Source organism: Nocardia suismassiliense (assembly GCF_900269665.1).
Classification (GTDB): domain Bacteria; phylum Actinomycetota; class Actinomycetes; order Mycobacteriales; family Mycobacteriaceae; genus Nocardia; species Nocardia suismassiliense.
The window spans coordinates 6,126,920-6,150,839 of sequence record NZ_LT985361.1 but is presented as its reverse complement, the minus strand read 5'-3'; the positions used below and the strand labels follow the sequence as shown (position 1 = coordinate 6,150,839).

General features: G+C 68.7%; 24 protein-coding genes. 15 read left to right on the top strand and 9 right to left on the bottom strand.

The annotated features are described in order from the left end of the window. The first annotated feature begins 158 nt into the window (after positions 1-158). The 5 genes from DBO33_RS27220 to DBO33_RS27200 all read left to right on the top strand — a co-directional run bounded on the left by DBO33_RS27220 (position 159) and on the right by DBO33_RS27200 (position 6,240). The gene (locus DBO33_RS27220; RefSeq protein ID WP_107657621.1) at positions 159-1,202 is read left to right on the top strand and encodes an AraC family transcriptional regulator; all 1,044 of its coding nucleotides are present in this window, start codon (positions 159-161) and stop codon (positions 1,200-1,202) included. Between the two features lie 116 nt (positions 1,203-1,318). Next, entirely contained in the window at positions 1,319-2,737 is a 1,419-nt protein-coding gene (locus DBO33_RS27215; protein ID WP_107657620.1) for an MFS transporter, read from the top strand. Between the two features lie 103 nt (positions 2,738-2,840). Further along, complete coding sequence (locus DBO33_RS27210) at positions 2,841-4,091, top strand: hypothetical protein (protein WP_234391066.1); 1,251 nt, start codon at positions 2,841-2,843, stop codon at positions 4,089-4,091. Then, positions 4,088-5,059 carry a glutamate ABC transporter substrate-binding protein gene (locus tag DBO33_RS27205; protein ID WP_107657619.1) on the top strand — a complete coding sequence of 324 codons (972 nt, stop codon included), beginning with the start codon at positions 4,088-4,090 and terminating at the stop codon, positions 5,057-5,059. The genes DBO33_RS27210 and DBO33_RS27205 overlap by 4 nt, the downstream gene beginning before the upstream one ends. Then, entirely contained in the window at positions 5,056-6,240 is a 1,185-nt protein-coding gene (locus DBO33_RS27200; protein WP_107657618.1) for a hypothetical protein, read from the top strand. The genes DBO33_RS27205 and DBO33_RS27200 overlap by 4 nt, the downstream gene beginning before the upstream one ends. 427 nt (positions 6,241-6,667) lie before the next feature. Here the strand turns inward: DBO33_RS27200 and DBO33_RS44140 are convergent, their stop codons facing one another. Further along, positions 6,668-6,811, bottom strand: a complete 144-nt coding sequence (locus tag DBO33_RS44140; protein WP_234391476.1) for a hypothetical protein — start codon at positions 6,809-6,811, stop codon at positions 6,668-6,670. Between DBO33_RS44140 and DBO33_RS27195 the strand changes: the two genes are divergently transcribed. The 7 genes from DBO33_RS27195 to DBO33_RS27165 all read left to right on the top strand — a co-directional run bounded on the left by DBO33_RS27195 (position 6,810) and on the right by DBO33_RS27165 (position 15,632). Continuing rightward, on the top strand, positions 6,810-8,849 hold the full coding sequence (locus DBO33_RS27195) for a tetratricopeptide repeat protein (RefSeq protein ID WP_456093881.1): 2,040 nt from the start codon (positions 6,810-6,812) through the stop codon (positions 8,847-8,849). The genes DBO33_RS44140 and DBO33_RS27195 overlap by 2 nt on opposite strands. After that, on the top strand, positions 8,846-9,892 hold the full coding sequence (locus DBO33_RS27190) for a PP2C family serine/threonine-protein phosphatase (RefSeq protein WP_234391065.1): 1,047 nt from the start codon (positions 8,846-8,848) through the stop codon (positions 9,890-9,892). The genes DBO33_RS27195 and DBO33_RS27190 overlap by 4 nt, the downstream gene beginning before the upstream one ends. Beyond that, positions 9,889-11,175 carry a vWA domain-containing protein gene (locus tag DBO33_RS27185; protein WP_234391064.1) on the top strand — a complete coding sequence of 429 codons (1,287 nt, stop codon included), beginning with the start codon at positions 9,889-9,891 and terminating at the stop codon, positions 11,173-11,175. The genes DBO33_RS27190 and DBO33_RS27185 overlap by 4 nt, the downstream gene beginning before the upstream one ends. Further along, positions 11,175-11,876, top strand: coding sequence for an FHA domain-containing protein (locus tag DBO33_RS27180; RefSeq protein WP_107657616.1), 702 nt, complete (start codon positions 11,175-11,177; stop codon positions 11,874-11,876). Before DBO33_RS27185 ends, DBO33_RS27180 begins: the two co-directional genes overlap by 1 nt. Positions 11,877-11,965: 89 nt before the next feature. Further along, a complete protein-coding gene (locus DBO33_RS27175; RefSeq protein WP_107657615.1) occupies positions 11,966-12,829 on the top strand; it encodes an SDR family oxidoreductase in 864 nt (287 codons plus the stop codon). 18 nt (positions 12,830-12,847) lie between these two features. Beyond that, positions 12,848-14,743, top strand: coding sequence for a CocE/NonD family hydrolase (locus DBO33_RS27170; protein ID WP_107657614.1), 1,896 nt, complete (start codon positions 12,848-12,850; stop codon positions 14,741-14,743). Between the two features lie 124 nt (positions 14,744-14,867). Then, positions 14,868-15,632 carry an SDR family oxidoreductase gene (locus DBO33_RS27165; protein WP_107657613.1) on the top strand — a complete coding sequence of 255 codons (765 nt, stop codon included), beginning with the start codon at positions 14,868-14,870 and terminating at the stop codon, positions 15,630-15,632. Between the two features lie 9 nt (positions 15,633-15,641). Here DBO33_RS27165 and DBO33_RS27160 read toward each other — a convergent pair whose 3' ends face one another. After that, on the bottom strand, positions 15,642-16,097 hold the full coding sequence (locus DBO33_RS27160) for an NUDIX domain-containing protein (protein WP_107657612.1): 456 nt from the start codon (positions 16,095-16,097) through the stop codon (positions 15,642-15,644). Positions 16,098-16,249: 152 nt separating this feature from the next. On the opposite strand from DBO33_RS27160, the gene DBO33_RS27155 reads away from it, so the two are divergent. After that, a complete protein-coding gene (locus DBO33_RS27155; protein WP_107657611.1) occupies positions 16,250-16,786 on the top strand; it encodes an AAA family ATPase in 537 nt (178 codons plus the stop codon). A gap of 193 nt (positions 16,787-16,979) precedes the next feature. Here the strand turns inward: DBO33_RS27155 and DBO33_RS27150 are convergent, their stop codons facing one another. Next, on the bottom strand, positions 16,980-18,482 hold the full coding sequence (locus DBO33_RS27150) for an FAD-dependent oxidoreductase (RefSeq protein WP_107657610.1): 1,503 nt from the start codon (positions 18,480-18,482) through the stop codon (positions 16,980-16,982). A 103-nt stretch (positions 18,483-18,585) separates the two neighbouring features. Between DBO33_RS27150 and DBO33_RS27145 the strand changes: the two genes are divergently transcribed. Beyond that, positions 18,586-19,662 (top strand): DmpA family aminopeptidase, encoded by a 1,077-nt coding sequence (locus DBO33_RS27145; RefSeq protein ID WP_107657609.1) that lies wholly within the window; start codon positions 18,586-18,588, stop codon positions 19,660-19,662. Here the strand turns inward: DBO33_RS27145 and DBO33_RS43085 are convergent. From DBO33_RS43085 to DBO33_RS27120, 6 genes are all read right to left on the bottom strand, one after another. Next, a complete protein-coding gene (locus tag DBO33_RS43085; protein ID WP_159080564.1) occupies positions 19,649-19,786 on the bottom strand; it encodes a hypothetical protein in 138 nt (45 codons plus the stop codon). The two genes, DBO33_RS27145 and DBO33_RS43085, sit on opposite strands and share 14 nt — an antisense overlap. Before the next feature lie 84 nt (positions 19,787-19,870). Then, positions 19,871-20,191 (bottom strand): hypothetical protein, encoded by a 321-nt coding sequence (locus DBO33_RS27140; RefSeq protein ID WP_107657608.1) that lies wholly within the window; start codon positions 20,189-20,191, stop codon positions 19,871-19,873. Positions 20,192-20,193: 2 nt separating this feature from the next. After that, positions 20,194-20,649 (bottom strand): hypothetical protein, encoded by a 456-nt coding sequence (locus DBO33_RS27135; RefSeq protein WP_107657607.1) that lies wholly within the window; start codon positions 20,647-20,649, stop codon positions 20,194-20,196. Positions 20,650-20,722: 73 nt separating this feature from the next. Beyond that, on the bottom strand, positions 20,723-21,064 hold the full coding sequence (locus DBO33_RS27130; protein ID WP_199856774.1) for a hypothetical protein: 342 nt from the start codon (positions 21,062-21,064) through the stop codon (positions 20,723-20,725). 67 nt (positions 21,065-21,131) lie between these two features. Then, positions 21,132-22,106: a glycosyltransferase family 9 protein gene (locus DBO33_RS27125; RefSeq protein WP_107657606.1), complete on the bottom strand. Its 975-nt coding sequence runs from the start codon at positions 22,104-22,106 to the stop codon at positions 21,132-21,134. Then, a complete protein-coding gene (locus DBO33_RS27120) occupies positions 22,103-23,140 on the bottom strand; it encodes a glycosyltransferase (protein ID WP_107657605.1) in 1,038 nt (345 codons plus the stop codon). Before DBO33_RS27120 ends, DBO33_RS27125 begins: the two co-directional genes overlap by 4 nt. 228 nt (positions 23,141-23,368) lie before the next feature. On the opposite strand from DBO33_RS27120, the gene DBO33_RS27115 reads away from it, so the two are divergent. Beyond that, the gene (locus tag DBO33_RS27115) at positions 23,369-23,914 is read left to right on the top strand and encodes a DUF6328 family protein (protein ID WP_107657604.1); all 546 of its coding nucleotides are present in this window, start codon (positions 23,369-23,371) and stop codon (positions 23,912-23,914) included. The last annotated feature ends 6 nt before the right edge of the window (positions 23,915-23,920 follow it).

Genomic DNA, 23,920 nt, shown 5'->3' with positions numbered 1-23,920 from the left:
TCGACAGCGTCGCACGAAGATCGAGCCGACGCGGGAAACGGCATTTACGACCGCGCGCACCTCGATCAGTTTGTCGTTTTGCCCATCAGAGCGGCTCGGCATTGATAGATTTCGCCGAGTCGTCGGGGTATGGCGAATTCGATGAGGAATGCGAGTACATGTTCGACCGGGATTTTCGCCGCAGCACCGACGGTGTTCGGGTGCTGATCGGGCTTGCCGAGGAACGCGGAATGTCCGGTGCGGACTGTCTGTCCGGCGCGCGGCTGTCACCTGGCGATACCGAGTGCACGGCGCAGCAGGAACTGCTCGCGGTGCGCACGCTGCTCGCCCGCTGCGGCGCCGAGCCGGGGCTCGGGGCCGAAGCCGGTGGCCGGGCCGACATTCCGCCGTACAGCCCGTGGGGCCTGGCGCTGCTCAGCAGCCGTACGTTGCGCGACGCGATCGACGTCGCGGCCCGCTATCTCGACCGTGCCGCGGTGTCCGGCAGGCTCACCGTCGAGGAAACGGCGAGCTCGCTCCGCCTGCGCTTCGATGATTCCGAAAGCACACCGGACGTGCGGGCTTTTCTGGCCGAGCGAATCCTGGCCGGTATCAAGTCGATCGGCAGTGCCGCAGGACGTACCGAAATTACGCCGACGCGAGTCGAATTCCGGCACCGCGCGCCGACGGACAACAGCAGGTATCGCGAGATCTTCGCCGTGGCCCCCATTTTCGGCGCGGACACCAATGCGATGTGCTTCGACGGCCGCGCGCTAGATCAGGCGGTGCCGGTCACCGACGAACGGGCGCGCAACACCTGCGCACAATTCTGCCGTGACCTGCTGGATCGGCATCACACCCGCACCGGCGTCGCGGGCACCGTGCGCGAACTGCTCGTCCGCAACCCCGGCGATATTCCCGATCAGATCGCGGTCGCCAACGAATTGTTCATGAGCCCGCGCACCCTGTCGCGGCGGCTCAACGAGGAGCAGACCTCGTTCCGCGCATTGCTCGACGAGGTCCGCCAGTTGTTGTCGGAGCAACTGCTCGGGCACACCGATCTGACCACCGAACAGGTCGCCGCCCGCCTCGGCTATGCGGAAGCCGCGTCCTTCATCCGCGCGTTCCGGCGCTGGAAAGGGTGTCCGCCACAAGAGTTCCGGCTGCACGGCGGCCGATCACCGGCACCGGCGCGCACGCCCGTCCCGGTCGGCGCCCGGTAGGCGAACTCCCAGCGAGCCTCAGTCAACAAGGTCCGCACAGAGTTCCAAGTGGAACGACTGAGGTCGCCCGGTGTGTTGGGCATGGCAGACGCGCTGGATGCTGCAAGTATGCTGGCATGTCGATCAGCGCTCCCGTTGCGCCGAGTGTCCCGAAGACGATCCGCCAGGCCACGGTATTGGCCGTCTGCTGCACCGCCGTCGTGATGGCGAATGTGGACACCACCGCGGTCAACGTCGCGCTACCCGCGATCGGTCGCGGGCTGGACGGTTCGGTGGCGGGTGCGCAGTGGGTGGTCGCGGCCTACACGCTGACCCTGGCCTGCTTGCTGACGCTGTCCGGCTCGCTCGCCGACCGGATCGGCCGAAGGACCATTTTCCAAATCGGCCTCGCGATATTCGCTATGAGTTCGCTGGCGTGTAGCCTCGCGCCCTCGATCGGCTGGCTCGTCGCGTTCCGGGTAATGCAGGCGGTCGGTGGCTCGATGCTGACTCCGGTAGCGATGGCGATCATTTCGGCCGTATTCACCGAACCGGGACAACGGGTGCGGGCGATCGGGATCTGGAGCGGTTCGATCGGGATCGGCATGGCGGCCGGCCCGGTCATCGGCGGCTTACTGGTCGAGACGATCGGCTGGGAAGCGGTGTTCTGGATCAACGTGCCGATCGCGGCGACGGCGCTGGCGCTCACCTTTTTCGTAGTCCCGCAGTCGAAATCGGAGCGGCCGCGCGCGCTCGATCCGGTGGGGCAACTGCTGGTGATCGGTGTGCTCGGGCTGCTGGTGTTCGCGATTATCGAAGGGCCACACCGAGGTTGGCTCGCGCCGGAGACGCTGGGCAGCTTCGCCGGCTCGGCGGTGTGCCTCGCCGCGCTGCTGCGGTACGCGCCGCGCCATCCGCACCCGCTGATCGATCTGCGGGTGTTCCGCTCGGTCCCGTTCACCGGTGCGTTCGTGATCGCGATCCTCGCGTTCGCCGCGATGGGTGGCTTCCTGTTCCTGAATACGTTCTACCTCCAGGAGATTCGGCACGACTCGCCCTTGGTGGCCGGGCTGGCGCTGGTGCCGATGGCGGCTGCCATGTTCGTCTTCGGGCCGATGTCCGGCCGGATCGTGGCGAGCCGCGGCGCCCGCAGCGCGCTGAGCACAGGCGCGGTGGTGGCGACCGCCGCCGCGGCGGTGCTGACGCTGACCTTCGACGGCAGCGCAAACTTGTTGCTGCTCATCGGTTACGCGATGTTCGGCGCGGGCATCGGCCTGATCTACACGCCCATCACGGCGACTGCCGTGGCGGGACTGCCACCCGCACAGGCCGGCGTCGCGGCCAGCTTGGCGAGCACCTCCCGTCAGATCGGCCAGTCGCTCGGCGTGGCCGTCATCGGTTCGCTGATCGCCAGCCATCCCGGGGCCCTGACCTCGGCCGCGGCCTTCCGGCTGCCCGCCCATCTCGGCTGGCTCACCATCACCGGTCTGTGCGCCGCCGCCCTGGTGGCCGCCCGAATCAGCACCGCGCCCAAGGCGGTTCGCGCACGCTTCTGAAACCCCGATTGTCCACTACCTGGGCAATCGGTCGGCACACCGAATCCTGCTCCCGTACTATCGCGATCGGATACACCGGCCGGGGAGATGTAAGGAGGACGGTGTGGGACCTCGCATCCGCAACGGGACCCTGTGGTTGCGACGCTTCGCCGGAACGACGCCGGGGGTGGTCGCGGTGGTTGTCGTCGTCTCCGTTGTGCTGTGCCTGCTCGCCGGTTTCGCGTCCGCGAGCCAGCTGAGCGGTAAGAGCGAGCGCCGTGACGTCGCGCTCGAACGCACCGAGCCACTCGCGTTCGCCGCCCAACGGCTCTATGTGGCGCTGTCGGCCGCCGACGCCTCGGCGGCCACCGCCTTCCTGGCCCCCGGCGTCGAAGGACCCGCGCTGCGCAAGCAGTATCAGCAATCGCTCGCCGATGCCGCCGCCGCGCTGTCCGAGGCCACCGCAGGCGTCTCCGACGAGGAGACCAGGCAGATCGTGGCCCGCATCGCCGCCGACCTGCCCGCCTACACCGGCCTGGTCGAGACGGCGCGAGCGAACAACCGGCAAGGTTTCCCGGTGGGCTCGTCCTATCTGCGTGCGGCCTCGGAGGTGATGCAGAAGTCCCTGCTGCCCAACGCCGAACGGCTCACCGCCAGCCGGTTCGCCGCGGTGCACGAGGACCAGAAGGCCATCGCCGCGCTGCCGTGGTTGAGCATCGTGCTGATCGCACTGGTGCTGCTCACCTGCGTGGTCGGATCGTGGATCCTGTTGCAGCGCACCAACCGGATGGCCAACCTCGGCGTGCTGGCCGCGGCGGGCGCGGCGGCGCTGGCGCTGCTGTGGGCGGTGGTGGCGACGAGCGTGGCGGCCGACGCCATGGACACCGGCGCGCAGGACCGCTTCGAAACCCTGGCCAAGGCGCGCATCTCGGCCCAGCAGGCCCGCACCGAGGAAACACTGCAGCTGATCACTCGCGGTGACATCGCGGCGGGCGAAGAGAACTACAACAAGTACGCCACCGAGCTGCGCGATCGGATCGGTGCCGTCGTCGGCCCGGAGTCCGTTGCCGCGCAAGAACTCACCAAGTGGACCACCGGGCACCGCGCCCAGATCGCCGCGTACCAGGCGGCGAACTACCCGGCGGCGCTCGAACAGGCGATCGGTACCGGACCCGCCTCGTCGGCCACTCAGTTCGCCGCGCTGGACCGTTCGCTCAACGACAACCTGACGCAGGCCCGCCGCGACCTGCGCGACGGGCTGCGCACCGCGGGCACCGCGCTGTTCCTCAGTCCGCTCGGCACACTCGCGTTGCTGGTGCTCGCCGCGGCCGCCGTGGTGGCCGGCGTGTGGCCGCGGCTGAAGGAGTTCTTGTGAGGACACGCTTGTTGCTCGCCGCGCTACTGGTCGGGGCGAGCGTATTGATGACCGGTTGCGGATCGGGCGAGCTGCCCGCGCCGAGCACGCTCGACGCGGTGGATCCGCTGCCCGCCGGCGCCGCGGAGATCACCGCCCCACCGCAGGCCGAGGGCGACGGCGGCTGTGACACGGAGGCGACGCTGCGGCCCGGTCCGCTGCCGAGACCTGGTGCCATGCCTGCCGGTTCGGCGATGGCGACGATCGTGGCGAACCAGCGGCTGCGCGTCGGCGTCGACCAGAACACCTACCTGTTCGGCTTCCGTAATCCGGGTACCGGCGAACTCGAGGGCTTCGACATCGACATCGCGCGCGAGATCGCCCGCGCGCTGTTCGGCGACCCGACCAAGATCGAACTGCGCTCGGTGACGGCGGCCGAACGCATCCCCGCGCTGCGCGACAAGCAGGTGGACATGATCGTGCGGACCTTCTCGGCGACCTGCGAGCGGCGCAAGGAAGTCGACTTTTCGGCCGTCTATTACCGTGCGGCGCAACGTATCCTGGCGCCCCGTGACTCGGGCATCAAGTCCGGCGACGACCTCGGCGGCAAGCGCGTCTGCGTGGCTCGCGGCACCACCGCGCCCGCTCCACTGTTCACGCTGGCGAAGCGGCCGACCGTCATCGGCGTGACCAACTGGACCGACTGCCTCGTCGCGCTGCAACAGGGCCAGGTGGACGCGATCAGCGGCGACGACCCGATCCTGTTCGGTCTGGTCGCCCAGGACCGCAACCTCGAGGTGGTCGGCACACCGATCGGCAACGGCGCCTACGCAGTCGGCGTGCCCAAGGGCAGCGACGAACTGGTCCGCTTCGTCAACGGCGTGCTCGACCGGATGCGGACCGACGGCACGTGGCAGCGGATCTCCGCGGCGCGCCTCGGCTCCCTCGGCCAGGTCCAGGAGCCGCCCGAGCCACGGTATGTGGGATGAGCCGGACCACCATGCCGCTACTCACCGTGCCCGAAATCGATCGTGAATTAGCCAGGCGCGCAACCGAAGTCGATACGATCGTGGCCACTCTGCTCGATCTGGACAAGCATCCGGGACTCACTCTGGTGCGACGCTACCCGCCGTCCGGGGTGACCGAGGCGCGCTGGCTGCCGGTCCGGGACGCCCTCGCGCTGATGTGGGAGGACTTCGGCCGGATGCGCGCCATCCTGGATTCGGCGCGCGCGGTGCGCGGCACCCGCGCCAAGCTGGACGACGGTCAGCGCGCGGAGCTGACCGAGCTGCTGCACGGACACCCCTACGAGGTGTCGCGCACGCCGATCCCGCTGGCCGAACGCTCACTGACCGGTCCGAGCGAACACGTGTTGTTCGTCGGCCTCGCCGATACGCTCGAACGCATGCGGGCGACCTTCCCGGTGATTGCCGAGTTCCTCGACGCGGTGGACAAGGTGAACACCCGCGTCATGTCGGGCCTCGCGCCGCTGCAGCAGAGTCTGGACAAGGCGGGGCCGGTGACGCCGGAACTGCGCGCCATCGCCGACGGCATCGCCGATCTGCTGGGCCGCTCGGCCACCGACCCGCTCGCCCTCACCACCGCCGAGATCGACGCTCGCGTCGCCGAACTCGCCGCGGCCATGCGCCGGGAGGCGGCGGTGCTCGCCGAACTCGCGGCGATGGTGGCGAACTGGCCCGGTGCGATCGCGGCGGCGCGCAAAAAGCTGGACGCCTTGCAGGCCACGTGCGAGCGGGCCGCCGCGGCGAAAGCGAAGGTCGAGCGCACCATCGTGTCGGGTCCGCTGCCGGTGCCCGCTGACAATGTCGGCTTGTTGCGCGCACAACTGGATACCCTCGCGGTCCAGACCGGCGCTGCGGCCGCCCTTTTGGCGCTCGGCCGGCGCATCGACAACGCGAGCGAGAGCGCCGCCACTGCGGAGAACCTGGCTCAGGGTCTGCTGGACCGGCGCGGCGAACTGCGTGGCAGGCTGGCCGCCTACCAGGCCAAGGCGGCCCGCCTCGGCGTCAGCGAGGACCGTGATCTGCTCGCCTCCCAGCAGATCGCGGCCGGGCTGCTGGCCCGCACGCCGTGCGACCTGGCGGCGGCCACCCGCGCCATCGCCGACTATCAGCAACTCATCGCGGAGAAATCGGGGAGGGGAACATGAGAACCTGCACGGAGCCCGGCTGTTCGGGCACGATCGAGGACGGCTACTGCGCCGTGTGCGGGACCGCCCCGGCGGAGGCGACGACGGTACGGTCGGGATCGTCGGCGGTGGAGGTGACGACGGCGGCGGCGAGAGACCGGCGGTGTGCCGAACCTGGTTGTGGCGGAATGATTGTCGACGGTTACTGCGCCGTGTGCGGGACGGCTCCGGCGGAGGCGACCACCGTCGAGGCGGCACCGCAGTCCGCGAAGGCGACCACGGTAGCAGCTGCACCGCAGTCCGCGAACGCGACCACGGTAGCGGCGACACCGTCAACTGCTGAGGCGGTCACGGTGGAGGCGGCATCGTCTCCTGCCGAGGTGACGACGGCCGCCGCGGCACACCGGGGATGCACCGAACCCGGTTGTGGCGGAACGATTATCGACGGTTACTGCGAGGTGTGCGGCACCGCCCCTGCGCCGGTCGAGGCGGCCTCCGGGAGTACGCGCAGCACTCGGAGCAGTTCGCGCTCGGTGCGCACCGGCCGGTCGTCGTCGAGGTCGAGTCGCCGCGGGCGGCTGGGCGCGGGCATGGTCGAGGTGCCTCGGGTGCCGCGCATCGACCCGGCCACCGCGATCATGGCCGACCCGAAAGTGCCGGAGAACAAGCGGTTCTGCGGCAAATGTGAGAAGCCGGTCGGCCGGGGGCGCGACGGAAAACCCGGCCGCACCTCGGGCTTCTGCGCCAATTGCGGCACCCGATTCTCCTTCGACCCCAAGCTCGTCAAGGGCGATCTGGTCGCCGGGCAGTACGAGGTGGCGGGGTGTCTGGCGCACGGCGGGCTCGGCTGGATCTATCTGGCGATCGACCGCAATGTCAGCGACCGCTGGGTGGTGCTGAAGGGTCTGCTCAACGCGGGCGATACGGATGCGCTGCTGGCCGCGATGGCGGAGAAGCGTTTCCTCGCCGAGGTGGAACACCCGAGCATCGTCAAGATCCACAACTTCGTCGAGCATGCCGGGTCGGACGGCGTGCCGGTCGGCTACATCGTGATGGAGTACGTCGGCGGCACCTCGCTCAAGCAGATCCTGCGCCGCCACCGCGACACCACCGGGGGTTTCCTGCCGCCGGCCCAGGCGATCGCCTACGTGCTGGAGATGCTGCCCGCGCTCGGTTACCTGCACTCGCTCGGCCTGGCCTACTGTGATTTCAAGCCGGACAACGTGATGCAGACCGACGAGCAACTCAAGCTCATCGATCTCGGCGCCGTGATCGCCATGGACGATCAGGACAGCCCCATCTACGGCACGATCGGCTACCAGGCGCCCGAGATCGCCGAGACCGGGCCGACCGTCGCCACCGAGGTCTACACGGTCGGGCGCACGCTGGCCGTGCTGCTGCTGAATGTGCCGCAGCAAGGCGGTCATTTCGGCGCACTGCCAGGCCCGGACACCGAACCGCTGCTGGCGACCTACGATTCGCTGCACCGACTCCTGCTGCGCGCCACCGACGACGACCCCGACGCGCGGTTCGCCTCGATGGAGGAGATGACCGATCAGCTGACCGGGGTGTTGCGCGAGGTCTTGTCCCTCGATGACGGGGTGCCGCGTCCCGGTATGTCGACCTACTTCGGACCGCCGCGTGGTGTCTTCGGTGTCGACGCTCCGGTGAGCGCGGCGAATATCGTTGCCGCGCTGCCGGTTCCGCTGGTCGACCCGACCGACAGCGCGGCCGCGCTGCTCGCCACCACGACCGGCACCACCCCGGCGGAGCTGGAGCACGCGTTCGAGGCCGGACTGCGCTCGGTCGTCACCGGCAAAGCCGCGTCGACCGAGATTCCGTTGCGGCTCATCCGGGCCGCGCTGGAGGTGGGCGACACCGCCGAGGCCGACCGGCGGCTGACGGAGGCGGCCGCGACGCTGCCCGGGGACTGGCGGCTGGCCTGGTATCGCGGTGAAAGCCGTTTGCTCGCTGGTGATTTCGCGGCGGCAACGACTGAGTTCGACGCGGTGTATGCGGCCTTGCCCGGTGAAGCCGCGCCGAAGCTGGCGCTGGCGGCCGTCGCGGAGCTGGCGGGTCAGCAGGCCCCTGATGCCAACGGCTTCGATGCCGCGCAGGAAAAGCGCAGGGCGGCACGGTATTACGAGACCGTGTGGCGCACCGATCGCACCTATCTCAGCGCGGTGTTCGGTCTGGCCAGGCTGCGCGCGGCGGCCGGTGACCGCGAGGGCGCCGTCACCGTGCTCGATCAGGTCGACGCGGGCTCTTCGTTGTTCACCGAGGCGAGAATCGCTGCGGTGGAGACCATCCTGAACGGACGGTCGTCTGCTGAGCTGACCGAGCCGATCCTGCGCGACGCGGGCGAACGGGTGGCCCGGCTGCGGCTGGACTCCAAACGCCGTGCCGCGCAGGTGCGTTTGCGCGTGCTGACAGCTGCACTGGGCTGGCTGCGGGCCGGCAAGGTGCCGGATCGACCCGATCCGTTGCTCGGCGCCGAGCTGGATCAAGACGGTGTGCGCACTGGATTGGAGCGTTGTTATCGGGACTTGGCCCGGGAAACCGACGACATGTGGGAGCGATTCGCGTTGGTAGAGCAGGCGAACACCGTGCGGCCGAGGACCAGGCTGTGAGCGCCGAGGTAGGCGTGCGCTGTCCGGGGTGCACCGCCGAGGTGCAGCCGCAGGATCGCTTCTGCGAGAACTGCGGACAGGAGCTCGGCGGCACGCGCGTCGCGCTGCCGAACCACGAGCCCGGTGCGCCGACCGCCTGTGCGGGCTGCGGCGGCCTGGACTACGACGCCGACGGTTACTGTGCGGGCTGCGGCCAATTGCGGGGCATGCCGGACCGATTCGACGCGGACCTCGGCGCGGTCGCGGTGGTCACCGATCGCGGCATCGCCCACGCGCGCAACGAGGATGCCGTCGCGGCAGCCGTCCTGAACGGCACCGATGGCGTGCCGAACGCGGTGGTGATCACGGTCGCCGATGGGGTGTCGACCTCCGAGGATCCCCAGGTGGCCTCGGGCGCGGCGGCCAGGGCAGGTGTCGATGCCGGTCGCACGGCGCTGCTGGATGGACTGTCCGCCACCGACGCGGCGATGGCCGGTCTCGCGGCGGCCGCCCAGGCGGTGCGCGATATCGCGACGACCGACGGGCACGCGCCCTCGTGCACGTATGTGTCGGCCGTGGTGCGGACCGACGCCGCCGGCACCGAGATCACCGTCGCGAATGTCGGTGACAGCAGGGCCTATTGGCTGCACGCCGACGCACCCGACGGCCCGGACAATCCGCCGTCGCAGCGGTTGACCGTCGACGACTCCTGGGCCCAGGCGCTGGTCGACGCGGGCGCGCTGGACGAGCGGGCCGCGATGAACGATCCGCGGGCGCACACCCTGATCCGCTGGCTCGGCGCGGACAGTCCGCCGAAACCGTGGGCCGACAACTGTATCCAGACCTTGCGCACCACCGGACCGGGTGTGCTGCTGCTGTGCAGCGACGGCCTCTGGAACTACCTCTCCGACGCGACCGCGTTGGCGGAGGTGGCCACCGCGACCGCCCCGGCCGTCGCCGCGCGCGAACTGGTCGAGTTCGCGCTGCGCTGCGGCGGCAGCGACAACATCACCGTCGCGATCGTCCCCGTTCCATGGTCCGTGAAGCCAGGAGAAGTACAGTGAGTTCCGTTGCAGGCAATGGCATTTCGGTAGCCGTCGATCAGAACGAGTATCTGGCCGACGGTGTCGGCACGGTCGACGCCGTGGTGACCGTGGAGACCGCGGCCGAGCTGGTGGTGGCCGCCGCACCGCAGGAACGGCTGGAAGTTCTCATTCTCGACTGCTCCGGCTCGATGGCCACCGGTCGCAAGTTCCCCGGTGCGCGCCAAGCCGCCTTGGCCGCGCTCGACGTGATGGCCGACGGCACCAGGTTCGCGATCGTCGAGGGCACCGCGATGGCGCGGCTGATCTACCCCACCGAAGTGCCGTCCGTGCCCGTGAATCGGGAGTCCAGGGCGGCCGCGCGGCGCGCGCTGGACAAGCTCAAGCCCGGCGGCGGCACCGCGATGGGCACCTGGCTCGGGCTGACCCGGCAGCTGGCCAAGAAGCATGCCGGCGCCATGGTGCACGCCATCCTGCTCACCGACGGCAAGAACGAACACGAAGAACCCGCGTCGCTCGCTGCGGAGATCAAACAGTCCGAGGGCGTGTTCACCTGCGACTGCCGTGGCGTCGGAACCGATTGGCGGGTAGACGAATTGCGCGCCATCGCCTCCGCGCTGCACGGCACCGTCGACATCGTCGCCGACCCCGCCAAGCTCGCCGAGGACTTCGCCGCGATGATGCAAGGCTCGATGGCGAAGGCGATTCCGGAACTGACCCTGCGGATCTGGACTCCGGCCGGCGCGAAGGTGCGGTTCGTCAAGCAGGTCGCTCCGGATATTCAAGACCTCACCGCGCGACGGGTGGACACCGCGGCGCAGGTGGGGGAGTACCCGCTCGGCGCGTGGGGCGCGGAAGATCGCGACTACCACGTGCAGGTCGAGGTGGAGCCCGCCGCGCCCGGCCGGGAGAAGCTCGCCGCGCGGGTCAGTGTGGTCAGCGGAGACGAGGTGCTCGGGCAGGGGCTGGTGAAGGCGGTATGGACCACCGACACCGAGCTGTCGACCCGAATCAGCAGGCGGGTAGCGCATTACACCGGGCAGGCCGAGTTGGCGCAGGTCGTGCAGGAGGGCTTGGCCGCGCGCAAAAGCGGCGACGCCGATACCGCCACCGCCAAACTGCGGCGCGCGGTCGAACTCGCGGCGGAGTCGGGCAACGAGAGCACAGCGAAGCTGTTGCGCGGTGTGGTCGAGGTCGACGAGCGCAGCGGCACCGTACGATTGCGGGCCAGCGTCGAGGCCGCCGACGAGATGGCCCTGGATGCGCGCTCGACGAAGACGGCCAGAGTACGGAAGGAGGGGTAGTGGTTGCCAGCTGTCCCGACGGCCACCAGTCGGTCGCGACGGACTACTGCGATGTGTGTGGCGCGCCGATGTGCGCGGCCGCGCCGACTGCCGCAGTGGAGCCGGTCGCGCTGTGCCCGTCCTGTGGAGCGCCGAGCGCCGGGCGATTCTGTGAAGTGTGCGGGCATGATTCGGCCCTGCCCAGTTCTGCGGCCACGCCCGATCCGGTAATCGAGAGTGAACCGACCCAGACCGAATCGGTCGTGCCGAACGTCGCGAGCGTTGCTCCGGACCCCGCACCCGCCGGCTCGGCGGTCACCTGGGTGGCCACTGTTTCGGCGGATCGTGAGTTCTACGATCGGGTGATCGCCCGCAAGGGACCGGACGCCGATCAGGTCGGCTTTCCGCCGTTCTATCCGGAACGCCGAATCATTCTGCGCGGCAATGACATCTCGGTCGGCAAGCGGAGCGTCTCGCAGGGGCTGACTCCCGATATCGATCTCGGCATCGCCCCCGCCGATGTGGGTGTCTCCCGGACGCACGCGGTCATCCACATCGACGGTGACGCGCTCACCGTCACCGATCTCGGTTCCACGAACGGCACCAGCGTCAACGGCAGTGACGACCTCATTCCCGCGAAGGTGCCGGTGCGGCTGCGCAGCGGCGACCGTATTCATCTGGGCGGCTGGACCACCATCGTATTCACCCGCGAGCAGGTCTGAACCCGCTTGACCGACAGGCTCTTTGCGTCTGGGACAGCATGGCCGGATTTGTAGACAACGTTGTTCATTTGCGCCTATCGTCGTGAGTTATGACGAAGTTCGGCGGCAAGAGCTGCCTGATCACCGGGGCGGCAAGCGGTCTGGGCCGCAGTACCGCCCTCGCCGTCGCGGCCAAGGGCGCCTCGCTGATCCTGACCGACATCGATGCCGAAGGGCTGCAACAGACCGCGACGCTGGCGCGGGCTGCGGGCGCGACGGTGCACCTCGCGGCCACCGCCGACGTGAGTGTGCACGACGAGGTGGTCGCGCTGGCGGCCAGGGCGCATGACGAGGTGGCCAGTGTCGACATCGTCATGAACGTGGCGGGCATCGCGACCTGGGGGACCGTCGACCGGCTGACCCACACGCAGTGGCGGCGGACCATCGATATCGATCTCATGGGCCCGATCCACATCATCGAGGAGTTCCTGCCGCCGATGATCGCGGCGGGCCGCGGCGGCCACCTGGTGAACGTGTCCTCGGCCGCCGGCTTGTTCGGGCTGCCGTGGCACGCGCCGTACAGCGCGGGCAAGTTCGGGTTGCGCGGCGTCTCGGAGGTGCTGCGGTTCGATCTTCGTCAGCACGGCATCGGCGTGAGCCTGGTCTGCCCCGGGGCGATGGCGACGCCGATGGCCGACCGCGTGGATATCGCGGGCGTGGACCGGACCGGCGAGGCGGTGCAGCGGGCGATGGGCCTGTTCCTGCGGCACGCCGTGACGCCGGAGGCCGCGGCGCGCTCGATCGTGCGCGGGGTCGAGCGCAACACCTACCTGGTCTACACCTCGAACGACATTCGCCTCGGGCACTGGGCGCAGCGGTATTTCCCGCCCGCCTACAACCTCGCCATGCGCGGGCTGAACTGGGCGATGAGCCGTTATATCGATCAACCGGCCACGAAGACCATCGTGCGCTGACGCCGAGAGGACCCCAGCATGGCCGAGCCGCTGACCACCCCCGCGGCGCCGGTGCCGCCGAATCATCGGTTCGATATCGGGCCCGTCCGGTATCCGAAGTTGTTCGGCGCCACCACCGTTCCCATTCCGATGTCGGGCGGGGCCATCCTCACGGCCGACATCCTGCGACCCGGCGACGGCTCCGGTCCCGCGCGGGAGCCGCTGCCCGCCATCATCAACTTCACCCCGTACAACAAGATGCTCAACCGGCACGGCATGCGCTGGAACGACACTCTGCGCGCCCTCGGCCATCGGGTGGGTTCCTCGGATCGCCGGCGGTTCACCGCGCGCGACGTACTGCACACGCCCGCGGGCGGCATTCTGGAACCGTTCGTGATCAACCGAACGGCGGTCCGCCGCGGCTACGTCGGCCTGATGATCGACGTGCGTGGCACCGGCACCTCGACGGGAAGCTGGGATTTCTTCCAGCCGCGGGAGCAGCAGGACTATCTGGAGGCGATCGCGTGGGTGCGCGAACAGCCCTGGTGCAACGGCGATTTCGCGGTGACCGGTATTTCGTACGGCGCCATCGCCGCACTGATCACCGCGGGCCTGCGACCGGAGGGCCTGCGCGCCGTGTTCGCCATCGAGGCGGGGGAGGACCCGATGCGCGAGCTCGGCCTGACCGGGGGCGTGCCGACGCCGGGCATGCTGCTGTGGATTCTCGCCGTCACCGGTTCGAAATGGCTACCGTCGGTGCCCGGCCTGCTGCGCGCGGGCATGACCGGTCAGTTCCTGCGTGACCGGATCGCCGATCCGGCCGGTTGGGTGCGGCACGCGATCGACATCGGGCTCACCGAACGACATCCCGACAGCTTCCTCAATCCGATGTGGGCGGGCAAGCTGGCGCGCTTCGAGGACATCACGGCACCGACCTGGATCCACGGCGGGTGGCACGACGTCTACAACCGCTCGAACTTCCGGATGTTCGATCGAATCCCGTTGTCCGGCGGGGCAAAACAGGTCGTGGTCGACGACTCCTACCATCTCACCGTCGGTTCGGGGTTGGGTGCGCCCGACAGTCCGCAGGCGATCGACGAGCTGCAATGCGCCTGGTTCGACCGGTGGGTCAAGGACATCGACAACGGCATCGATCGCTACGGTCCGGTCACGGTGCGCAGGCAGGGCGACGGTCGGTGGTTGCGGCACCCGGTGTTCCCGGATCCCGCGGCCACGCGGCAACGGCTCTACTTGAACGCCGAGATCACCGGTGTGGCAGCGCATGCCGGTACCGACGCGGGACTGTCCTCGGCGCCCACCGAGCTCGAATCGCGACTACCGCTGCCCACCGGGCGAATTCGGATGGCGTCCAACAACACCGGCGTCATGAGCATGGGCGTGACGCTGCTGTTCGGGCGTCGGTTCGGCACCGATGACCGGCATGCCGAGGCGGGCGCCGTCACGTTCACCAGTGCGCCGTTCACCGCGGACACCGTCCTGTCCGGCCCGATGAACCTGCACCTCAACGTGGAAGCCGAAGGCATGGACGCCTTTTGGTCGGTGACCGTGTGTGACGTCGAGCCGGATGGCGCGTCGGTGCCGCTCACCCGTGGCGCGTTGCTGTCCAGTCTGCGAGCGATCGACGCCGCAGGCAGTGAGTACGTCGACGGCGAGCTGTTGTTCCCGCTGCATACCCTCACCGCCGAGTCCGCGCTGCCGGTGACGCCCGGCGTGCCGTTCGTGGTCGACATCGAGATCAACCCCACCGAAGCGCTGGTGCGGGCCGGCCATCGACTACGGGTTGCGGTGAGCCGCAGCAGCTTTCCCCGGCACCTGATCCCGCCGTGGCTGCGGCGCACGATCACCGGTCAGGCCATTGTGCTCGACCCCGAGCAGCCGAGCTACCTCACCTTCCGCGCGGCTCCGGCCGGCTGACACGCAGACGATCGGTCTCCCCGCAACAGCTTTCGCCTGTGGCATTCGGCACGGTTCGCCGGGATTGTCCCGTTGGTGTACTTCGCTACTATGTACTACAAACCGTAGTAGCGGAGGGGAAGTCATGGGCAAGTTGCAGGGCAAAGTGGCCCTGGTCACCGGTTCCAGCCGTGGTATCGGACGCGGCATCGCCTGCCGGCTGGCGCGGGACGGTGCGCTGGTCGCGGTGCACTATTCGACCAACGAGGGGGCGGGTAAAGAGACCGTCCGGCTGATCGAGGCGGCAGGCGGACACGCCTTTTTGGTGCGCGCCGAACTCGGTGCGCCCGAGGCGATCTCGGAGTTGTTCGCGCAGCTGGAACCGGAACTGCTCACCCGGACCGGCACCGTGCGGCTGGACATCCTGGTGAACAACGCGGCGCACGCCGGATTCACCGGCACGATGCCCGAGGACGTCACGCCGGAGATGTTCGATCGGCACATCGCGGTCAACACCAAGGCGCCGTTCTATCTCACCCTGCGCGCACTGAGCTCGATGACCTCCGGTGGCCGGATCATCAACATCTCCTCCGGCATGACCAGGACCTCGCTGCCGTCGCAGATCTGCTACGCGATGAGCAAGGGCGCCATGGAGCAGATCACCCTGCAACTGGCCCTGCACATCGCGCCCCGCGGCATCACCATCAACACGGTCGCCCCGGGCGTCACCAACAACGGTGATCCGGTGTTCGATGACCCGGACACCGTCGCCGAGATGTCGGCCTGGTCCGCCTTCAACCGGGTCGGCGAGGTATCCGATATCGCCGACGTGGTGGCCTTCGTCGCGTCCGAGGACGCTCGCTGGATCACCGGCTCCTACATCGACGCGTCCGGCGGCACCCTGCTCTGACCGCCGTCCCTACCGCAGGGCGGCGTGCTCGGGCCAGCCGTACAGGCCGAAGTGTTCGTTGTCGCGGAACATGTCCAGCCCGGCGCGGGTGCTGAGGATGGTGTCGTCCGGGATGTCGCCGACGTCGAACCAGCGCAGTTCCGAGCAGCGTTCGGGTTCCCGGTTCCACGGTTCGCCGGACCAGGTATCGGCTTGGAAGATGAATACGATCAAGGCCTGACCAGGCGGGGACTGGATGTGCATCGAGGCGACCATCTGGACGTGCTCGCGCTCCACCTGCACCCCGATCTCCTCTTCGGCCTCCCGAATAACCGCAGTGAGCACGTCCTCCCCGGCATCCAGCCGCCCGCCGGGAGCGTTCCATTCCCCGTCGCCGAACTCGGTATTCCGCCGCCGCGCGAGCAGGACGCGTTCGCCCTTGGTCAGCAACAACTGCACTCCGATGACACTGCGGAAGATCGTCAACTGGCCTCCTGGTCGGATTCTGGCAACGGCCGCTGATGAAGGCCAAGTTTCGACAATGGCTTGATCGTAACCACCGATCCGCTTCCGGGCATGGCTCCCCGGGGTGAGGTATCCGCCGCCTCACCTGATACTCACTTGCATCCAGTGCAATTATGATCAGCATGACACCTTCGGTCTTCCTCATTACTGGCATTCAGGCGGCGGGGAAGTCGACTGTGGCGCAGGCGTTAGCCGAGCGACTGCCGCGGTCGGCGCATGTTCGGGGTGACACTTTTCGAAGGTTCATCGTCGGTGGCCGGGACGAAATGAGCAGGGAGCCTTCGCAGGAGGCGCTGCGGCAGCTCTGTTTGCGGCATCGGCTCGCGGCGAACGCCGCCGACGCCTACGCGGAGGCCGGTTTCACCGCGGTGCTGCAGGACACCGTGCTCGGAGAGTTGTTGCAGTACACCATCGATCAGATCGAGACGCGGCCGTTGTACGTGGTGGTGCTGGCGCCGCGACCGTACGCCGTTGCCGCCCGGGAAGCCGCCCGGGGCAAGGAAGCGTACGGCACGTTCAGCGTGGCCGACCTGGACTCCGCCTTGCGGCAGACCACCCCGCGCATCGGATTGTGGCTGGACACTTCCGATCTCACCGTCGAGCAGACCGTCGACCAGATTTTGACCCGCGCGGAACCGCTGCCGCAGTAACCCGCGCGGGCCTCCCCGCCGTTCAGTGGTGCTGTGCCACTGGGCGATCGGTCGAGGGAAGCTGGTGAATCTGCCGCAGCGCCCTGAGCCGACCGTGTCAGCGTGACCACGTCTCCCACGCTAACGGCCGTAGGGCGGATCGGGCCGCGTCGTGAGCCCGATAGGCAAGAATTTGCTATGTCCGGTCAGGCTTTCACGACGGCCGTGGTGGGCTGAGCGGAGTGAGCGGCTTGGTGGCGGGTCCTTCCAGCAGGGTGCCGTCGGGGGCGAATCGGGAACCGTGCAGCGGGCAGTCCCAGGAGCGCTCGGCGTCGTTCCAGCGCACGATTCCGTAGAGGTGCGGACAGACGGCGGACAGCTCGGTGGTGGTGCCGTCGACCGTGCAGGTCGCGGTGGGGCGCAGGCCGTGTCGTTCGACGGTGCCGCAGCCCTCCGCCGGGACCTGATCGGAGGCGTGGGTGGTCACGCGCAGCCAGCCGGTCGTGAGTTGTTGCGCGACAGCGCCGTTCGCGAGGGCGGCGGACGGCAGCGCCTTGAGTTCGTTCGGCCGCCAGCTGGCGAGCGCCTCCGCCCAGTGCGGTGACTTGCCGGTGATCCGACCGGCCAGCGCCAAGGCGGCGGCGACGCCGTTGGTGAGGCCCCACTTCGCGTACCCGGTGCCGAGCAGGATGTTCTCCCGGCCCGGCAGCAGCGGCCCGACATAGGGCAGTTCGCCGACCGGCGAGTAGTCCTGCGCCGACCATTCCTGCATGGGTTGCGCCGTGGGGAACCAGGTCCGCGTCCAGCTGAGCAGATCGTCGACCTTCGCGCGCTCGGACTTCGTGCGTCCGACGGGATGACCGTTGCCGCCGACCAGCAGCACGTCCCCGTCCGGCGTCGGCGCGTACCGCATCGAGCGGGTGGGTTGCCCCGCACTGATGTACATGTCGCGCGGCATCGGTTCGTCCAGCCGGAAAGCGGCCAGGTAGGAACGCTGTGCGGTGAGCCTGGCGAAGAACCCGCCGCGATCGAGTATGGGTGTGCCCGTTGCCAAGACGACGGTACGCGCGCCCAGGTCACCGTGTTCGGTCTCCACGGTGAGCTCGCCGTTGTGACCACTGTGCACGCCGCGCACAGTGGTCGACTCGTAGATCGGCGCCGCATGCGACTCGACCTGGGCCGCGAGCGCGGCGAGAACGGCCATGGGGTCGGCCTGGGCCTGGTCGGCCAGCCGCACCGCACCGTGGTTCGGGAAGGGGACGTCGAGCTCGTCGACGAGCTCGGTGGGTAGGCCCGCCGCCCGGGTCGCGTCGAATTCCGCACGCACCTTGCCGATTTCGTCTTCGGACTGCGCGTAGGTGAGTGCCGCCTGATGTTGTACGGCGACGCCGTGCTCGGCGCAGAACCGCAACAACCATTGCTGCCCTTCGCGATTCGCCGCCACATAGTCGCGGAGCGTGCCCACGGAATGGCGCTTTCGGATCTGCTGTGCCCTGGTGCCCTGGAGCAGGCTGATCTTGGCGGTGCTGGCGCCGGTGGTGCCCGCGCCGACCCGTTTGGCCTCGACGACCGCCACCTGGACGCCGCTCTCGGCGAGCAGCAGCGCGGTCACCAGTCCGGTGAGACCGCCGCCGATCACGACGGTGTCGAAGCGTGATCCGGGCGTCAATCGCAACCGCGCGGGAACCTCGGCGTCGTTCAACCATAGTGGCGTCATAGTCCCGGCATAACCGGTCCGCGACCGGGCAAACCCGAGCTCGATGTCTGAAAACTGGCCGGATAACCGCGCGGCGGTCGGTTTCTTTCTTTAGGATCATCCCATGAATGTGCGTGCGCGGGAGTTCGGGCTGCAATTCCCTGGAGCCACTGGGGAATTGAACGCTATCACCGACGTGCCCGGCGTCGAGGTCGGTTACACCACCCTCATTCGCGGCGAGGACGTGCGCACCGGCGTCACGGCGATCCTGCCGCGCGGCCGCGAGCGGGTATTCACGCCGTGTGCCGCGGGCTGGTATTCGCTCAACGGCAACGGCGAGATGACCGGCACCGTCTGGCTCACCGAGACGGGTTCGCTGGCGCTGCCCATCCTGATCACCAACACTCATGCGGTCGGCACCTGTCACCGGGGGATCATCGACTGGCTGGTCGAGGCGTTTCCGGAGCTACCCGACGACTGGTCGCTGCCGGTGGTCGCCGAAACCTGGGACGGCTACCTCAACGACATCAACGGTGCGCACGTCACGTCGGCCGATGCGATGGCGGCCATCGAGACCGCTGCGGGTGGGCCGATCGCCGAGGGCAGCGTCGGCGGCGGCACCGGAATGAACTGTTACGGATTCAAGGGCGGTAGCGGCACCGCGTCGCGCCGCGTCGAGTACGGCAAGGACACCTACACCGTCGGTGCCTTCGTGCAAGCGAATTTCGGTGCCCGCAAGGAACTTACGATCCGCGGCGTGCCACTGGGTGAGGTGCTGGCCGAGGACGATCCGCTGGGGGAGTGGGCCGCCCCGGCGGGTTCCGGCTCGGTCATCGTCGTCGTCGCGACCGACGCGCCGCTGCTGCCGGGGCAGCTGACCGCGATGTCGCGCCGGGTGCCGCTCGGTCTCGCGCGCACCGGCACCACCGGGTCACACTTCTCCGGCGACATCTTCCTGACCTTCTCCACCGCCAACGAGGGCGCGCTCACCAGTACCTTCCCCAACGGCGAAAGCCCTTACGAACAGCTGACATTCATCCCGTGGGGTCAGCTCAACCCGTTCTACGACGCGATCGTCCAGGTGGTCGAGGAGGCCGTGGTGAACGTGCTGTTCGCCGGCGAGACGATGGTCGGCCGGGACGGCCATCGCTCGCCGGCGCTGCCGGTGGACACGGTGCTGAAGTTGCTCACCACGACATAGCGGTGTCCTGCATCAACTCTGCCTCGGTGGCCTCGTGCACCGCGAGCCAGCGGACGAACTCCTCGAACGACTCCCTGCGCTCCGGGCCCGCCGTGGACTGCATCTCCTCTAACAGCTCGCGCATCCGATTGTGTTGCAGAACAAGCAGTTCCACAACGTTTCTATGATGACGCGATGTCATGTCCTCGCCTCGTTCGTGCCTGCGTGTTTACTTCGGGACCAGAATGCCGGTCAGGTCGGCCTTCTTGATCGGGGTATCCGGATTCGCCTGAGCCGTGCACATCAACTTGATCGCCGCGATCGACGCGTCCACGGTCTGGTCCTGCGTGGACGGCGCCTCGCCGCCGCGTTCTTGCTCGAGGAACTTGGTTACGGTGATCCGCTGCTTGTCCGGATCCTGCGCGGTGAACTCGTTGCACGGCGTATCGCCGCCCTTGTTGACGAGTTTCTCCGGCTCGTCACCGCAGCCGCCCACGAAAAAGGCGGTGGCCAGTGCGAACACGCAGAGCGAGGTGGTGGTTCTGCTCATCGTCAGCCTCCGAATCCGGCGAGCGCGCCTGCGAGGTCAGAGGTATCGAGTACCTCGAGCGCCTGCTGGCGCACGTCCGGGCAGTGCTGGGTGGTGATCTTGTCGATGACGCCGCGGTCCTTCAGCACGGTGTCGTTGAGGCCGCCGTTGCGGGCTGCCCAGTTGTGCACGGTGCCGTTGAAGGCCACTCGGCCCAGCGCCGCACCCTCGGTGCGCCAGTTGTCGATTTCCGGACGCATCATGTCGCACAGCTGTTTCGCCGCAGCGTCGGACACTTGATCGTCCGGGTCGGGCACCTGGGCCGTCGTCGACGGCATGGTCAGCATGACCGTGTTGTCGGGGGTGGCGGGTGCCGCCGGATCCTTGTCGTCCGAACACGCGGCGAGCAGCGGGGCCGCGGCGAGCGCACCGGAGAGCAGCAGTGCACGCACCATCGGCCGATGGCGATGTCGGGTCATGTCTTCTCCTCAGACGAAGGCCGCCGCGGTCGGCGGCGTCATGATGCGCAATACCCGGGTGCGATATGACCAATCAATGGCCGGCCTGGTCGGTGAGGCCGAGGCCCGCCCGATTCTTGAGGCGACGGTGCTCGAGCACGATGATGAGCACGCCCGCCACCATGCAGGCCACGGTGGCGATGGCGCCGATGATGGCCCAGCCCTCGAAGCCGTAGCCTGCGGCGGTCAGCGTCAGCCCGAGGCCGACCAGTCCGATTGCCACCAGGATGATGCCCGGCCAATTGCGTGCGTCCTCGATGGATTCACCGACGTGGGCGCGCGAGGTACGGGTGTAATCCGGGAAATTGTCGTCGGGACGTCCGTGGTGCTCGGCACCGCCGTGACCCGTGGTCGTTTCGTCCGGTCCGGGAAGCATAGGGGGTCCTTTCTGGTCCAACCACCGTCAGAGGGGGCATTCGAACGCATACCCGGACGAGCGGGGCTCAATCGGCGGCGCGAAGCACCTGCTCGGTCGCGGAGACGATCGCGAAGTCCGGGATGGCGTCGAGGCCGTGCCTGCCGCATGGTGCGGACTGATCACCGAGCACCACGGTCGGCACGCCGTAAGGCGCCCAGCGCCGCGCCGGGACCACCGGTGCGAACAGCGAAACTACGGGCGTCGCCACCGCGGCAGCCAGCGGAGCGGCGCCGGTGTTCGGTGCGACCACCGCGTCGGCATCACGGAGCACGGCGGCCAGACCGGCCAGATCGGTGGCACCCCCGAGGTCGCGGGCCTGCCCGTCGGCGACGGCATCGGTGAGCGCTCGCTCGGCCGCGCTGCCGGTCACCACCACGCGGTGCCCCGCGTCGACCAGCGCCGCGGCCACCTGCCTGCTGCGCGTCGCCGACATCCGGCGGGAGGGCTCGGTGGCACCGGGATGTAGCACGACATAGCCTGGGCCACCGGTCAATTCGTCGACCTCGGGCAGATCGTCGCGGACCCGCAGCCGATGACCGGCGGGCGGATAGCCTGCCGCGACAGCCAGCGACAAGGCGCGAATCTGTTCCGGCATATCGTCTTTCACTCGATGACGGACATCCAGCAGCGACCCGGCCTCATCGGTGGTGATCGCGCTGATCCGCGGCACGCCCGCCATCCGCAGGATCAGCGCGAGCGGCAGCGGGGACTGGTGCTGCGAGGTGCTGATGATCGCTTCGTCCGGCGCGAGCATGCGCAGGCATTCGATCAGGGCGCGCACGGACGCGTGGGTCAGCGGCGGCGGATCGGCGTCCAGCCAGGGCGCCTCGAACTGGAGTACCCGGTCGATGCCGGGCAGCAGCGCGGCGGCCGAACTGCCGCGCGGACCCGCGAGAAAGGTCACGGTGCCGGCGACCCGGGCGACCGCGCGCACGGCGGGTCCGGCGAGCAGGACATCACCGGCGCTGTCCAGCCGCGCCACCAGGACATGGCGGCTCATCGCGTCCGCAACGTCTGGTGCGCGGCGGTACTCTCGGCGAGCACCGCGTCCCAGCGGTCGAGGAACTGCGCAATGCCGAAATTGGCCTGCGCCCAATGTCGTGCGGCTTTACCGGTCAGCTCGGCGAACACCGGTTCGTGCAGGAACTGCCGGATCGCCTCGGCGAGAATGTCCGGCTCGGTGGAGACCACGCCCGCGTCGGCGGGGATCGACGCGGAAGCCTCGGTCGTGCCGAGCGCGACGATCGGCATCCCGAGGTACATCGCCTCGATCACCGATAAGCCCAGCGACGTCCAGCGCGGCGTATGCACGAACACCCGGCGGCGCGCCAGCTCGGCGTGCAGCCGGTCCTGGACCAAATCGCCTGCGCCGCAGACCCGTTCGGGCGGTACCTGCAAGGCGTTGGGCAGGTCTTCGGTGCCGGTGCCGTACACGTCGATCGGCGCGGCCAGCGAGAGCGGGGCGAGCAGGTCGGTGCCGGTGATCCGCCGGCGGGCGATCGGGTCGTTGATGATCGTTGCGGCCCTGGGGAGTTCGCCCGTGTACAGCAGACCGGGGTCGCGCACGCCGTGCGGGATGACGGTGGTGGGACATCGGCCGTTGTCCCACATCAGCCGGTTGAAGGGGGTGACGTGGACCAGCGGTATGTCGGTGCGGTCGGCCAGCGGATGCCGGGTGAGCGCCGCGTGCTCACGCGGAGTTTCGTGCTCGACGTAGACCGCGGGCAGGTCGGCGCCGGGTGATCTGCCCAGCCATTCCGCGACCAGGTCGAGTTCGCCGGGGCGTTGCAGCACAACGACATCGATGTTCTCGCCGGCGAGATCGGCCGGTGCGATGTCGCGGGCGTTGGGCCAAGGCCGACCGCAGCGACCGCGCGCCCATTCGCTTCCCGGCGCGCCGTCGCGACCGTCATACGGCACCAGGTACCGATGCTTGCCCTGGACAAACGAATTGAGCCAGGGGCCGTGCACATGCCAGACAAGAACGTTCAGCGGTTCGGCCGCCCCGTTCGTTTCAGTCGTCGGAGCTTCCATATGGCCCGGGTGCCCGCGTCGGGGTTTCCGAAACGCACGCTCGCCATCCACTGCCGACGAGTTGACGGCAGGATTGCGTTTTCGAAGACCCGGGCGGCTTTCGCCGGGCCCGGCGCGTTGGGTGGTACCCGACGGCCGGCTGGTTAATCCCCGGCAGACCGGGTACCCCCATACCTGCGGAAACAGCCCGTGCACAGCTGGGACGGGGTGAGTAGGAGATGACCGGAGATGGACGCTACCCGGGGGCCGAGCAAGCGCGGGCCGTCCGTGCCGAGCAGTGATGCCGAGTGGAATCGCACCGTCCGCGGTGAGACCGAAATCGAACGGCTGGACCGCAATTGGAGCAATCTCATCCAAGAGTTGCGGGTGGTGCAAACGGGTGTCCAGTTCCTGATCTCGGCCCTGTTGATCGTGCCGTTCCAGCCCGCGTTCGCGTCGTTGTCACATGGGCTCAGGGTGCTCTACCTGGTGACCTTGTTCGCGGCGATCGGGGCGACGGTGTTCCTGGTCGCGCCGGTCTCGTGGCATCGAATCCTGTTCCGGCGGCACCGGCTCGGCAATGTGGTCGCCGCGGCGCATCGCTGCGCCATGGCGGGCGTCGGCTTGCTCGGCATCGCGCTGATCGGGGCGACGGTGCTGGTGGTCACCATGGTCACCGGGACGGCCGACGGGGTGGTGGCGGGTGTGGCCGTCGCGGTGCTGTTCTTGGTGGCGTGGCTGATCGCGCCGCTGTTCTGGCGCAGGACGAGCCGGCCCGACGACGAAACGAGCTGACGGCGT

Excerpts from the sequence above, each read along its gene's own strand:
- DBO33_RS27220 (WP_107657621.1), top strand. The coding sequence starts at position 159 with ATGTTCGACCGGGATTTTCGCCGCAGCACCGACGGTGTTCGGGTGCTG.
- DBO33_RS27215 (WP_107657620.1), top strand. The coding sequence starts at position 1,319 with ATGTCGATCAGCGCTCCCGTTGCGCCGAGTGTCCCGAAGACGATCCGC.
- DBO33_RS27200 (WP_107657618.1), top strand. The coding sequence starts at position 5,056 with ATGAGCCGGACCACCATGCCGCTACTCACCGTGCCCGAAATCGATCGT.
- DBO33_RS27195 (WP_456093881.1), top strand. The coding sequence starts at position 6,810 with ATGGTCGAGGTGCCTCGGGTGCCGCGCATCGACCCGGCCACCGCGATC.
- DBO33_RS44140 (WP_234391476.1), bottom strand. The coding sequence starts at position 6,811 with ATGCCCGCGCCCAGCCGCCCGCGGCGACTCGACCTCGACGACGACCGG.
- DBO33_RS27175 (WP_107657615.1), top strand. The coding sequence starts at position 11,966 with ATGACGAAGTTCGGCGGCAAGAGCTGCCTGATCACCGGGGCGGCAAGC.
- DBO33_RS27170 (WP_107657614.1), top strand. The coding sequence starts at position 12,848 with ATGGCCGAGCCGCTGACCACCCCCGCGGCGCCGGTGCCGCCGAATCAT.
- DBO33_RS27165 (WP_107657613.1), top strand. The coding sequence starts at position 14,868 with ATGGGCAAGTTGCAGGGCAAAGTGGCCCTGGTCACCGGTTCCAGCCGT.
- DBO33_RS27155 (WP_107657611.1), top strand. The coding sequence starts at position 16,250 with ATGATCAGCATGACACCTTCGGTCTTCCTCATTACTGGCATTCAGGCG.
- DBO33_RS27150 (WP_107657610.1), bottom strand. The coding sequence starts at position 18,482 with ATGACGCCACTATGGTTGAACGACGCCGAGGTTCCCGCGCGGTTGCGA.
- DBO33_RS27145 (WP_107657609.1), top strand. The coding sequence starts at position 18,586 with ATGAATGTGCGTGCGCGGGAGTTCGGGCTGCAATTCCCTGGAGCCACT.
- DBO33_RS43085 (WP_159080564.1), bottom strand. The coding sequence starts at position 19,786 with ATGCGCGAGCTGTTAGAGGAGATGCAGTCCACGGCGGGCCCGGAGCGC.
- DBO33_RS27140 (WP_107657608.1), bottom strand. The coding sequence starts at position 20,191 with ATGAGCAGAACCACCACCTCGCTCTGCGTGTTCGCACTGGCCACCGCC.
- DBO33_RS27135 (WP_107657607.1), bottom strand. The coding sequence starts at position 20,649 with ATGACCCGACATCGCCATCGGCCGATGGTGCGTGCACTGCTGCTCTCC.
- DBO33_RS27130 (WP_199856774.1), bottom strand. The coding sequence starts at position 21,064 with ATGCTTCCCGGACCGGACGAAACGACCACGGGTCACGGCGGTGCCGAG.
- DBO33_RS27125 (WP_107657606.1), bottom strand. The coding sequence starts at position 22,106 with ATGAGCCGCCATGTCCTGGTGGCGCGGCTGGACAGCGCCGGTGATGTC.
- DBO33_RS27120 (WP_107657605.1), bottom strand. The coding sequence starts at position 23,140 with ATGGAAGCTCCGACGACTGAAACGAACGGGGCGGCCGAACCGCTGAAC.
- DBO33_RS27115 (WP_107657604.1), top strand. The coding sequence starts at position 23,369 with ATGGACGCTACCCGGGGGCCGAGCAAGCGCGGGCCGTCCGTGCCGAGC.